Here is a 12,111-nt window from a genome sequence, read left to right as displayed (position 1 = left end):
CTGGGTTCATTGTCCCGGTGCGGACGCGCCGGGGGAAGAGGTTCCGCCGTCGAACTCGCCCGGTCGCCACGAGGCACGCCGCGCCGGCGCGGCGGCCGCGCGCACGGGCGCCGGACGACCGCTCCACCACACGTAGAGCGAGAGCAGCGCGGCGGCACCGGCGAGGCCGACGATCCAGGTCGGGAAGCCCGGGATGTCGGGGGTCGCGCCCGCGCGCGCCACGTCCTCGGGCGGGGTGGGGAGGAGCCGCTCGCCGGTGACGAGGATCCGATGACTGTTGATGCCCAGCGGGGTGCAGGTGACGAGGGTCACCAGGTCCTCCCCCGCGAACGGGTACAGCGTCTCGGTCTCGTCGGGCGCGACGACCTGCGTGTCGCGCACCCGATAGGTGAGGACCTCGCCGAAGACCTCGACGGTGAAGGTGTCGCCGACCACGACGCGATCGAGGTTCGTGAACAGCTCCGCCGAGGCGAGCCCCCGGTGCGCGGTGAGGACCGCATGCGTTCCCGTCCCCCCGATCGGGAGCGCCGTCCCCTCGAGGTGGCCGACACCGCGCTCGAGGACGTCTTCGGTGGTGCCGTGGTAGATCGGCAGGTCGACGTCGATCGCGGGGATGCGCACGCGCGCCATGAACCCGTCGTCGTCCGCGGCGAGCAGCCCCTCGTATCCCGCGCCGGCGTCGTCGGACTGCGGGATCCGCTCGTCGGGGTCGAGGAACGCTCCGCCGGTCAGGGCGGCGTTGTAGTCGGCCGCGCGGGCGAGCTCGGCCGCGAGCGCGTCGGGCCCGGCGACTTCAACCTCGCGCGCGTACTCGTCGATGCGGAGGGACTGCTGGTACTGCGACATCCACGCCGCGGCCGCGGGGTACAGCAGCACCCCGACCCCGAGGAAGCACACCACCGCGATCACGAGCGGGACGACCGGAAGCCGCCACCGCGCGCGGCGGGCGCGACGGGTCGGCGGCGGATCGGCCGGAGCCTCGGGGCGGATGGCGGTGAGTGTCATCGGGGAGTCCTTCGTGGAGAACGTGGTACTCCGCGGCGGGGGCTCAGCGCCCCCGCCGCGGAGAGCGGGTCGTGCGTCAGGCGCGCACGCGGCGGCGGGCGATCACGACCGCCGCGCCGGCGGCGATGAGCACGAGGGCTGCGCCGGCGATGCCGAACATGACGGCTCCGTCACCACCGGTGAGGGGCAGGATGGGCGGGGGCACCTGGGTGTTCAGCGCCTTGACGACCTCGGCCTTCTCGATCGAGCCGGGCTTCACCGTGACCTTGATCGGGGTCGTGTCGGCGGTGTAACCGACGGGGGCCTTCGTCTCCACGAGCCAGTAGTCCTTGCCCGCGCCCTTCACGCCGGCGAAGAGACCGCCGACGGTGAGGTTGCCGGACGCGTCGGAGACGAACGTGGTCTTGCCGTTGACCGACACCGGGCTGGTGCGGGCGATGGCGTCGGCCTCGCTGGTGAACACCTGGAACTCGGCATCCTTCAGTCCGGTCTCGACCCGGTCCGACTTCGCGTACTTGAACACCTTCAGCGCACCCCAGGAGGTGACGTCCTCGGAGACGACCTTCGCGTCGTTGACGTAGAGGGTGACCGTGTTCTCGATGGAGCCGTCGCCGATCTCCTTGACGGTGGTCTTCACGGTCGCGGTGACCGTTCCGCCCAGCGCCTTGGCCTGAAGTTCGGCAAGGCCCTTCTCGGTGAAGACGACCTTCAGGTCTCCGGCGGCGCCGGTCGCGGGCGCCGTGACGGTGAACGAGCCGTCGGACAGGGTGACGGGTGCACCGGTGCGGTCGGTGACCGCGACGGAGGCGCCGGCGTAGCCGAGGCGGGCGTCGAGCGTGTCGACGATCTCGAAGCGGTTCAGCGAGCGGCCCTCGCCCACGTTCGGGATCTGCGCGGCGACGGTCCAGCTGATCTCGCTGCCGAGGCCCGTGGCCTTCGCGTCGTCGACGGTCTTCGTCACGCCGGTGAGCGAGTTCTTCGGGTACACGTTGACGTCGTAGAGCCAGGTGTTCTTCTCCGTCGACAGCGGCACCGTCACCAGGAACGGCGGGGTGGAGATCGCGATTGGGTTGGCACCCGCGTCGACCTCGGAGACGACGTAGACGCCGAGCGGCAGGTCCGCGAATCCGACGATGCCGGCGGCATCCGTCGGGCCCGACGTCACCTCGGTCGTCGGGTAGGTGGTCGATCCGCCGGTCACCACGCCGTCGGCCGAGACCTTGAGCGTCGCGGCGGTGGTCCACCCGGCGTTGGTGGTGAGGTCGATGCCGTCCACCTTCGCGATGGAGAACGTCACACCCTTCAGCGGGGTGAGGTTCTTCAGCTGCTCCTCGGTGAGCTTCGTCCCATCGTGGGGCAGGCCGGTGGCCTGGTCGGGCTCGGCGTACTTGTGGATCGTCACCGATCCCTTGGCCTTCGGGTCGATGTTCGGACCGTTCGGCGTCTCCGTGGCCGAGGCGGGCGCCGCGAGGGCCACCGCTCCGATCATGGCGATCGCGACCGCGCCGACGGCGGCGACCACGCGGCGTCCCCAGCCGCCGTTGGTGTTGGTTGTCATTGTCTGTACTCCCCAGTTTTCTTCTTCAGACAGGTGATGGTGCGGGTGATTCGGGTTCGGGTGTGAAGTCGACGGCTGCACCGAGCCGTACGTGTGTGATCGTCGTGAGGGGTGAGCGGATGCCGCGTCACACGCTCCGGCGGAGGGCGAATCTGCTTCGCAGGTTCCAGGCGGCGAGGGCTCCCGCCAGCAGGAGGACGGCGAGACCGCCCAGAAGGAAGGCATCCGTGCTCGCGCCGCCCGTGAGGGGCAGCACCACCGCGGGCACGCGGTCGTTCACGAACCGGTAGGTCGCGTGCGTCCCGGCCGGGACGGTCACCCGGTCGCTGTCGACCGCGACCCAGCTGCCGTCGTCGAGCTGACGCTCCAGCGCGAGCTGACGGTAGGCGATGGCGCCGTCGCCGGCGGTGGGCGCCTCGGACAGCGTGTACACGGTTCCGGGCTTGATCTCGAAGGTGTTGGCCGCACTCGCCTGCGACGCCCCGACAGCGCTCTTGGCCGCGAGACCCGAGCCCGCGCCCGGATCGGCCGTGAGCGTCCAGTCACCGGGCGGAAGGGCCTGACCGACGACCTCCTTGAGGATGGTCAGCTTCGCCGTGGTGTTCACGATCGTGCACTCGACGGTCTGCCCGAGCGGGACGGTCACCGTGGAGGCGGTCACGGGCACCGTGGCGGACCCCGCGACGCACGTCCATACGCCGGCGGCGACGTACTCCTTCGGGCCGCCCGCCTCGCCGAGCGTGTAGGCGACTGAGGTGGAGACGGCGCCCGAGACGGGCTTGTCGGCGCGGTAGGTGCCCGAGGGTCCCGCGAGCGCGCTGCTGCCCGCCGGCTTCGTGGCCGACAGGGTCCACGCGTCGGTGGCCGCCGAGCCGTAGCCCACCGTCTTCACCAGGCTGAGGGTCTGCGTGCAGGTCACGACGTTCGTCATCGTGAACGCGTTGGCTCCCTCGGCGAGGGTGGCCGTGTACGGCAGGGAGGCGTTGACGTCCTTCCCCGCCGCACGCGTGAGGGCCTTCGAGGTGAGAACACAGCCCGGGAGAGCGGCGCGGTCGATCGTGACGGTCTCGTCGAGGGCGACGGTCGCGCCGGAGACGTATCCGGTCCGGGCGACTCCCCACTGCGCCGACTGCCCGCCGATCGTCGGCGACGCCGACAGGCCCGCGGGGAGAGCTGCCGCGCCGGGCTCGGCCGGCTCGCGGTAGGTGCCGATCACGGCACCCGACGAGTCCTTGACCTGCCAGACCTTGTCGACCGTTACCGTCGCCTCCTTCTTCTTCTCCGTGTTGGTGAAGACGCAGGAGAGCTTCTCGGATGCCGTCGACAGCCCGGCGACGGTGACGCTCTTGCCGTCGACGACCGTCTGGTCCTGGAGGGGACCCGCCCCGATCGCGCACTGGACCTTCGAGAGGGTCCAGCCGGTCTGCAGGGTCTCGGTGAGCGTGACCGAGGCGGACTGTCCCGTCGGCTGGGTGAAGCGCAGCGTCCAGTCGGCGGTGCCGTTGACCCCCGCGGTCGTGGTCTGGGTCGCCGTGCCCTGGAGGGTGCCGTCACCGGCGGTCTTCGCGGCGGTGAAGGCCCAGCCACCTGCCGTGGTGGTGGTCTTGCCGCCGGCGTCGATCGTGGTCTTGCTGACCTCGATCGGCAGCTGGCAGGTGGCCGCCTGCACGATTTGGGCGAGCTGCTTCTTCACGTCGTCCCAGCTGGCGGTCTGGAAGTAGTCCGACCCGAGGGTCTCCCCCGACACGGCGCGCAGGTTGGCGCCCGCGCCGGTGATGCCGTTGCCGACGCCCACGGCGACCACGCGCGTGCCGGCGCTCTTCAACGCGTTCGCCGCGTACAGCGGCGCCTCGAGGGAGCGCAGGGTCACGTCGAAGGAGCTGACGGACGAGCCGTTCAGGATGTAGTTCGGCGCGCCGTCGGTGATGAACAGGACCTGGTCGTAGTCGTGGGTGCCGTTGACGTTCTGGATCGTCGACAGCGCGGCATCCCAGTTCGTGGCGTTCTGCGATCCGCCGGGACGGCTGGTCGGGATCAAGGAGGCGTAGTTCGACGGCAGCAGCGCGGGACCCGTCGAGCCGTAGTGCCAGCCGTTGCCGTTGGTGCTCGCGTTCGTGCCGAAGCCGAGGATCGACACCTCCGCATTCGCGTTGCGGAGGAGCTCCAGGACCCCGCCGCTGCTGACCAGCGCGCTCCGGAACTGCGTCCACTGCGCATCGGTGATCGACGCCGACTGGTCCAGCACCAGCGAGATGCGCAGGCGCTCGGGCTCGCACTTGGCCGCGACCGCGGGGTTCTTCCACGAGTTCGCGACGGCGCCGAAGGAGGCGCCCTGGGAGGTGGTGATGCCGTTGCCCAGCTCGTTCGAGGAGATCTGCGTGCCCCCGTTGGTGGTGGTGGACGTCATCGGGACGGTGATCGACGCGTCCGCGGCGACGGCGGTCGTCAGGCCGACGAGGTTCTGGCGGGCGGTCGGGCCCTGGTAGCTGCCGAGGAGGAGCTGCGGGTTGATGTATGTCTTGGCGGCGTCGGAGCCGGCGACGGGCGTGTCCTCCACCACCCAGAAGCGCTTGCCCTTGTTGGCACCGCCCGCGTCGGGGATGGTGATGGTGCACGCGCCACCGGCGGTGACGGTGCAGGTGTAGTCGGTGGAGGACTGCGGGCCGGCCGCGTAAGTCGTGTAAGTCCACAGGCGGAAGCGTGCGCCCACGGTGCCCGAGTAGTCGGTCCCGATGGTCTCGGCGACGGTGCCGGCGAGCGTGGTCGGGTTGGCGAGGGCGCGCTTTCGGACCACGACGCTCATGGACGACGTCGTCACGGTCAGGGGCGCGACCGTCTGTGTGGTCGCGATGGTGGAGCGCACCGCGCGCGTCGGCGCGGTCGGCGTCGGCTCCGGCGTCGCGACCGGCGTCTCGGTCGCAGCGGGCGACGTGCCCTCCGCCGGCGTCGGGTCGGGCGTCGTGGTCGCGGTGTCCGTCGACGCCGAGGACGCCGTCGCGGACGGAGCCGGAGTCGGCGTGGCGTCGGCCGCGATCGCCGGCGCGGCGCCGACGACGACGAGCGCCGCGATCACCGCACCGGCGACCGAGGTGAGCGCAGTGCGCGTCCTCGAGCGCCGACGCTCCATCGAACGTCGGTTTTCGGCGCGCGTCGCACCATTGCTGATCTGCATGAGCCCCCCAGTGGCACAGGCATACAGAACGGCCCCATCCTGCGCCCCTCGGGTGTGGGACGCAGGTCCGTTCAGGGATCACCCTGCGGCCCCATCCCGCGTCGCCTTCGGGTGGCGTCGCGGGTCCGCATCGCGGTGATCCATCGGGAACGCTACCGGACGATCGGACGTCGTATCCAAAGGTTCCCTGCCCTTTTCGCCTAAGGGTTTCTCAGTTTTCGGCCGCGACTGAGAGCGATCACACTCACGGTCGACTCGGGGAACGCGCAGATGCGACGCAGCCACCTCAGACCTGCCGAACGTTTTCCTCAAGCCGCGACCGCCTCGGTCCTCCTAGGCGTATTTTTCTCACACCGGACCGCTGGGGAGCGGGAACGTGACGGCCGGGTGACCCGAAAACCCGGCGACATGGGGCGTGCCGCGCGACCGACGGGCGTGCGGCACGGAGCACTGGGGACCGTCATGACATGTGTTGCACCGACGCGAGCGTCTGCTTCCGTCCGCCCGAGCCGCATCACCGCATTGCTTCCGGCGCACAACGAAGCCGGCACGATCCGCGCGGCGATCGCCGCATTCCGATCTCAGACGCGTCCGCCGGACGCCATCGTCGTCATCGCCGACAACTCAACCGACGAGACCGAGCAGATCGCGCGCGGCGAGGACGTGGACGTGTACCCCACGCGCGGCAACGCGGACAAGAAGGCGGGCGCCCTCAATCAGGTTCTGCAGATCCTCCTGCCCGAGCTGGACGACGACGACGTCGTCCTGGTGCAGGACGCTGATTCCCTTCTGGACCCGCCCTTCATCGAAGAGGCGATGAAACGGTTGGCCGACCCCCGTTACGGCGCGGTGGGTGGCGTGTTCCGAGGAGATGCGCATCGGGGCTTCGTCGCGCCCCTCCAGCGGAACGAATACGCGCGCTACGCGCGCGACGTGGCCCGCCTGAGAGGGCGGTGCCTCGTCGTGACAGGCACCGCGGCGCTGTTCCGTGTGGCGACGCTGCGACGGATCAGCGAGGCACCCGTGTCCGGCGTCCTTCCCCGCGGCGACGGGCAGGGCGGGGTGTACGACACGACCGTCCTGACCGAGGACGACGAGATCAGCTTCGCGATCATGCACCTCGGTTACGGCATCATCTCCCCCAGCGCGTGCACCCTCGTGACCGAGACGATGCCGACCTGGGGAGCGCTCTGGGACCAGCGTCTGCGATGGAAGCGCGGCGCCGTCGAGAACTGCGTGCAGTACGGCCTCACGCGCATCACATGGCGGTACTGGGGGAGGCAGCTCCTGGGGATGCTCGGCGTCCTGGTCACCCTGCTGTGTGTCGCGACGGTCGTGATCGCGATCGTGTCCGCGTCGTTCGAGGTGCACCCGGTGTGGTTCGCACTCACGGGCGTATTCATCATCGAACGGGTTGTGACGGTCCGATACCGCGGCTGGAAGCAGATGCTCGCCGCGGCGACGATGTACGAGCTCGTCCTCGACGGATTCCTTCAGCTCGTCCAGCGCAAGGCGTACCTAGACGCCGTGACTCGGCGCCGCCGGCGCTGGTGAAAGAAAGGATGGGGAGCACATGTACAACCCGAATGCAGCATTGGCCGCCACCGGAGGCGGCGCTCTCGTCGCGGGGGCGAACGGCGTCTGGTGGCTTCTCGCCGCCTTCGCACTGATGGCCGCGGGGACGGCCGTCATGCGCATCGTCCCCCGCAAGACCGACCGCGCGTGACGAACGACGAAGGCCCCCGGGGAATCCCCGGGGGCCTTCGTGCGGAACGGATCCTTACTTGAGGATCTTCGTGACCGTGCCGGCGCCGACGGTGCGGCCACCCTCACGGATGGCGAAGCCGAGGCCGTCTTCCATGGCGATGGGCTGGATCAGCTCGACCGTCATGTCGGTGGTGTCGCCGGGCATGACCATCTCGGTGCCCTCGGGGAGCGAGATGACACCGGTGACGTCGGTGGTGCGGAAGTAGAACTGCGGGCGGTAGTTCGTGAAGAACGGGTTGTGGCGACCGCCCTCCTCCTTGGACAGGATGTACGCCGTGCCCTCGAAATTGGTGTGCGGGGTGACCGAACCGGGCTTCACGACGACCTGGCCGCGCTCGACGTCGTCGCGCTTGAGGCCACGAAGGAGCAGACCACAGTTCTCGCCTGCCCACGCCTCGTCGAGCTGCTTGTGGAACATCTCGATACCGGTGACCGTGGTCTTCTGCGTCGGGCGGATGCCGACGATCTCGACCTCGGAGTTGATGGCGAGGGTTCCACGCTCAGCGCGGCCCGTGACGACGGTGCCACGACCGGTGATCGTGAAGACATCCTCGATGGGCATGAGGAACGGCTTGTCCTTGTCGCGCACCGGGTCCGGGATGGACTCGTCAGCGGCGTCCATGAGGTCCAGGATCGACTGAACCCACTTCTCGTCGCCCTCGAGCGCCTTCAGGCCCGAGACGCGGATGACCGGAGCGTCGTCGCCGGGGAAGCCCTGGCTGGACAGCAGCTCGCGGACCTCGAGCTCGACGAGCTCCAGGATCTCCTCGTCGTCGACCATGTCGGCCTTGTTCAGCGCGACCATCAGGTACGGCACGCCGACCTGCTTGGCGAGCAGAACGTGCTCACGCGTCTGCGCCATCGGGCCGTCGGTGGCGGCGACCACGAGGATCGCGCCGTCCATCTGAGCGGCACCGGTGATCATGTTCTTGATGTAGTCGGCGTGACCGGGGGCGTCGACGTGAGCGTAGTGACGCTTCGGGGTCTCGTACTCGACGTGCGAGATGTTGATCGTGATGCCGCGCTGGCGCTCCTCGGGAGCCGAGTCGATCGACGCGAAGTCACGCTGCACGTTGGTGGCCGACGGGAACTTGTCGGCGAGCACCTTCGAGATCGCTGCGGTGAGCGTGGTCTTGCCGTGGTCGACGTGACCGATCGTTCCGATGTTCACGTGCGGCTTGGTCCGCTCGAACTTGGCCTTAGCCACTGGGTCCTCCTAGGACAGTCGTGTAGATCCTCCGGGCACTGGATTGCGACCGGTCTTCTACGGGATTGGTTTCCACCCTAGTGGGTGGGGGTACTGCTGATTCTGTGAAGTTATGAGGCCCGGATGCCGGGGCTTGCGTCCCGGCATCCGGAAGTGTTACTCGCCCTTGTTCTTCTGGACGATCTCGTCGGCGACGTTGCGTGGCACCTCGGCGTAGGAGTCGAACTCCATCGAGTAGACCGCACGGCCCGAGGTCTTCGAGCGCAGGTCACCGATGTAGCCGAACATCTCCGACAGGGGGACGTTGGCTCGGACGACCTTGACGCCGGCGGCATCCTCCATCGACTGGATCTGTCCGCGGCGGCTGTTCAGGTCGCCGATGACGTCACCCATGTACTCCTCCGGAGTACGCACCTCGACGGCCATGATCGGCTCGAGGATGACGGGGTTCGCACGGCGGATGGCCTCCTTGAAGCCCATGGAGCCAGCGATCTTGAATGCCATTTCGGACGAGTCGACGTCGTGCGAGGCACCGTCGAGCAGGATCGCCTTCACGCCCACCATGGGGTAGCCGGCGAGCACGCCGACGTTCATGGCGTCCTGGAAGCCCTGGTCGGTGGGTCCGATGTACTCGCGCGGGATGCGACCACCGGTGACCTTGTTCTCGAACTCGTAGATCTTGTCCGCCGTGACCTCGAGGGGCTCGATGGTGAACTGGATCTTCGCGAACTGGCCGGAACCACCGGTCTGCTTCTTGTGCGTGTAGTCGTGCTTCTCGACGCTCTTGCGGATCGTCTCGCGGTAGGCCACCTGGGGCTTTCCGACGTTCGCCTCGACCTTGAACTCGCGCTTCATGCGGTCGACCAGGATGTCGAGGTGTAGCTCGCCCATGCCCTTGATGACGGTCTGGCCGGTCTCGGCGTTCTGCTCGACGCGGAACGTCGGGTCCTCTTCCGCGAGCTTCTGGATCGCCAGACCCAGCTTCTCCTGGTCGGCCTTGGTCTTGGGCTCGATCGCAACCTCGATGACCGGCTCGGGGAAGGTCATCGACTCCAGGACCACCTGGTTGTTGCTGTCGGACAGCGTGTCACCGGTGGTGGTGTCCTTCAGGCCGATGACGGCGTAGATGTGACCCGCCGTGACCGAGTCGACCGGCATCTCCTTGTTGGCGTGCATCTGGAAGATCTTCCCGATGCGCTCCCTCTTGCCCTTGGTCGCGTTGACGACCTGCGCGCCGGAGTCGAGGTGACCCGAGTAGACGCGGATGTAGGTGAGGCGACCGAAGAACGGGTGCGTCACGATCTTGAACGCGAGGGCCGCGAAGGGCTCCTCACGGTCGGCGTGGCGCTCGATGACGATCTCTTCGTTCTTGGGGTCCTTCGCCTCGATCGCCGGGACATCCAGCGGGGAGGGGAGGTAGTCCACGACCGCGTCGAGCATCGGCTGCACGCCGCGGTTCTTGAACGCCGAACCGCACAGCACGGGGTAGACCTCGCTGGCGATCGTCATCTTGCGGATGGCGCCCTTGATCTCCTCGTGGGTGAGCTCTTCGCCACCGAAGTACTTCTCGAGGAGCGCGTCGTCGGACTCGGCGACGGTCTCGAGGAGCTTCTCGCGGTACTCGTTCGCCTTGTCGACGAGGTCGGCCGGGATCTCCTGGATCTCGTACTTCGCGCCCATGGTGACATCACCCTTGGCGTCACCGGGCCAGACCAGCGCACGCATGTAGACCAGGTCGATGACGCCGATGAAGTCGTTCTCGGCACCGATCGGGAGCTGGATCACGAGGGGCTTCGCCTTGAGGCGGTTCACGATCGTGTCGACGGTGAAGTAGAAGTCGGCGCCCAGCTTGTCCATCTTGTTGACGAAGCAGATGCGGGGGACGTCGTACTTGTCGGCCTGACGCCACACGGTCTCGGACTGGGGCTCGACGCCCTCCTTGCCGTCGAAGACGGCGACGGCGCCGTCGAGCACGCGGAGCGAGCGCTCCACCTCGACGGTGAAGTCGACGTGACCGGGGGTGTCGATGATGTTGATCTGGTTCTTTTCCCAGAAGCAGGTGACGGCGGCGGAGGTGATCGTGATGCCACGCTCCTGCTCCTGCTCCATCCAGTCGGTGGTGGCGGCGCCGTCGTGGGTCTCGCCGATCTTGTGGTTGACGCCCGTGTAGAACAGGATGCGCTCGGTCGTCGTCGTCTTTCCGGCATCGATGTGCGCCATGATGCCGATGTTGCGGACCTTGTTGAGGTCGGTGAGCACTTCTTGTGCCACGGGGTGTCTTCCTTACCTTGGTGTCGGACTGTGCCGGCCGGAGGGTTCGCCTCCGGCCGGCGACAGGGGTGCTGTTACCAGCGGTAGTGCGCGAAGGCGCGGTTCGACTCGGCCATCTTGTGGGTGTCTTCGCGGCGCTTGACCGCTGCTCCCAGGCCGTTCGAGGCGTCGAGGATCTCGTTCTGCAGACGCTCGGTCATCGTCTTCTCACGACGGCCCTTGGCGTAGCTCACGAGCCAGCGCAGCGCGAGGGTGTTCGCGCGGTGCGGCTTGACCTCGACCGGCACCTGGTAGGTCGAGCCACCGACGCGGCGGGACTTGACCTCGAGGGTGGGGCGGACGTTGTCGAGCGCCTTCTTGAGCGTGGCGACGGCGTCCTGGCCGTTCTTCGCCTCGACGCCCTGGAGGGCGTTGTAGACGATCGACTCGGCGAGCGACTTCTTGCCGTCGACGAGGATCTTGTTCACGAGCTGGGTGACGATGGGGGCACCGTATACCGGGTCGTTGACGACGGGGCGCTTGGGCGCGGGTCCTTTACGAGGCATCTGACTCAGCCCTTCTTCGCGCCGTAGCGGCTGCGCGCCTGCTTGCGGTTCTTGACAGCCTGGGTGTCCAGGGCTCCACGGACGATCTTGTAGCGGACACCCGGGAGGTCCTTCACACGGCCGCCACGCACGAGCACGAGCGAGTGCTCCTGCAGGTTGTGGCCCTCACCGGGGATGTACGCGGTGACCTCGGTGCCGTTGCGGAGCTTCACACGGGCGACCTTGCGCATCGCCGAGTTCGGCTTCTTCGGGGTGGTGGTGTACACACGGGTGCAGACACCGGCCTGCTGCGGGTTCGACTTCAGTGCCGGCGCCTTGGTCTTGGTGACCTTCGGCGAACGGCCCTTGCGAACCAACTGCTGAATGGTTGGCACGTTCTCTCCTTCTCGGCTGCGCGGGAATCCTCCCGCGCAGGGTGCTGCACGGTGACAGCGTTGTGGTTTCACCACAGATCCACCCGGTGCGCGACGGAATCGGCGCGCGTCGTAGCGGTGGATATGCCGTGGGGGTGGCCTGTTCGCAGACCGGTCCCGGTCGTGAGGCTCTGCGACCGGCATCCGCGCCGGTGGCACGGCGGACGGCGCGC

General features: G+C 68.2%; 9 protein-coding genes. 2 read left to right on the top strand and 7 right to left on the bottom strand.

The window, feature by feature from the left end; all coding sequences use genetic code 11:
• Nucleotides 1-6: 6 nt before the first annotated feature.
• The 3 genes from LTL01_RS06980 to LTL01_RS06970 all read right to left on the bottom strand — a co-directional run bounded on the left by LTL01_RS06980 (nucleotide 7) and on the right by LTL01_RS06970 (nucleotide 5,690).
• Nucleotides 7-1,005: a class C sortase gene (locus LTL01_RS06980; protein ID WP_272877822.1), complete on the bottom strand. Its 999-nt coding sequence runs from the start codon at nucleotides 1,003-1,005 to the stop codon at nucleotides 7-9.
• A gap of 76 nt (nucleotides 1,006-1,081) precedes the next feature.
• On the bottom strand, nucleotides 1,082-2,563 hold the full coding sequence (locus LTL01_RS06975; protein WP_236967965.1) for a SpaH/EbpB family LPXTG-anchored major pilin: 1,482 nt from the start codon (nucleotides 2,561-2,563) through the stop codon (nucleotides 1,082-1,084).
• Nucleotides 2,564-2,690: 127 nt separating this feature from the next.
• Complete coding sequence (locus LTL01_RS06970) at nucleotides 2,691-5,690, bottom strand: prealbumin-like fold domain-containing protein (RefSeq protein ID WP_236967964.1); 3,000 nt, start codon at nucleotides 5,688-5,690, stop codon at nucleotides 2,691-2,693.
• A gap of 507 nt (nucleotides 5,691-6,197) precedes the next feature.
• Between LTL01_RS06970 and LTL01_RS06965 the strand changes: the two genes are divergently transcribed.
• Together LTL01_RS06965 and LTL01_RS06960 are read left to right on the top strand one after the other, a co-directional pair.
• On the top strand, nucleotides 6,198-7,289 hold the full coding sequence (locus tag LTL01_RS06965; RefSeq protein WP_236967963.1) for a glycosyltransferase family 2 protein: 1,092 nt from the start codon (nucleotides 6,198-6,200) through the stop codon (nucleotides 7,287-7,289).
• A 19-nt stretch (nucleotides 7,290-7,308) separates the two neighbouring features.
• On the top strand, nucleotides 7,309-7,461 hold the full coding sequence (locus LTL01_RS06960; RefSeq protein ID WP_236967962.1) for a hypothetical protein: 153 nt from the start codon (nucleotides 7,309-7,311) through the stop codon (nucleotides 7,459-7,461).
• A gap of 54 nt (nucleotides 7,462-7,515) precedes the next feature.
• Here the strand turns inward: LTL01_RS06960 and tuf are convergent, their stop codons facing one another.
• From tuf to rpsL, 4 genes are all read right to left on the bottom strand, one after another.
• Nucleotides 7,516-8,709, bottom strand: a complete 1,194-nt coding sequence (gene tuf, locus LTL01_RS06955; RefSeq protein ID WP_053546381.1) for an elongation factor Tu — start codon at nucleotides 8,707-8,709, stop codon at nucleotides 7,516-7,518.
• A gap of 156 nt (nucleotides 8,710-8,865) precedes the next feature.
• On the bottom strand, nucleotides 8,866-10,980 hold the full coding sequence (gene fusA, locus LTL01_RS06950) for an elongation factor G (protein ID WP_236967961.1): 2,115 nt from the start codon (nucleotides 10,978-10,980) through the stop codon (nucleotides 8,866-8,868).
• A 74-nt stretch (nucleotides 10,981-11,054) separates the two neighbouring features.
• Complete coding sequence (rpsG, locus tag LTL01_RS06945; RefSeq protein WP_236967960.1) at nucleotides 11,055-11,525, bottom strand: 30S ribosomal protein S7; 471 nt, start codon at nucleotides 11,523-11,525, stop codon at nucleotides 11,055-11,057.
• A gap of 5 nt (nucleotides 11,526-11,530) precedes the next feature.
• Nucleotides 11,531-11,899: a 30S ribosomal protein S12 gene (rpsL, locus tag LTL01_RS06940; protein WP_017201609.1), complete on the bottom strand. Its 369-nt coding sequence runs from the start codon at nucleotides 11,897-11,899 to the stop codon at nucleotides 11,531-11,533.
• Nucleotides 11,900-12,111 lie beyond the last annotated feature (212 nt).

Origin of the sequence: Microbacterium aurantiacum, assembly GCF_021654035.1 — a bacterium.
Lineage (GTDB): Bacteria > Actinomycetota > Actinomycetes > Actinomycetales > Microbacteriaceae > Microbacterium > Microbacterium aurantiacum.
Note: the sequence above shows the minus strand (reverse complement) of the source record. Positions and strands in the feature narration are given on the sequence as shown.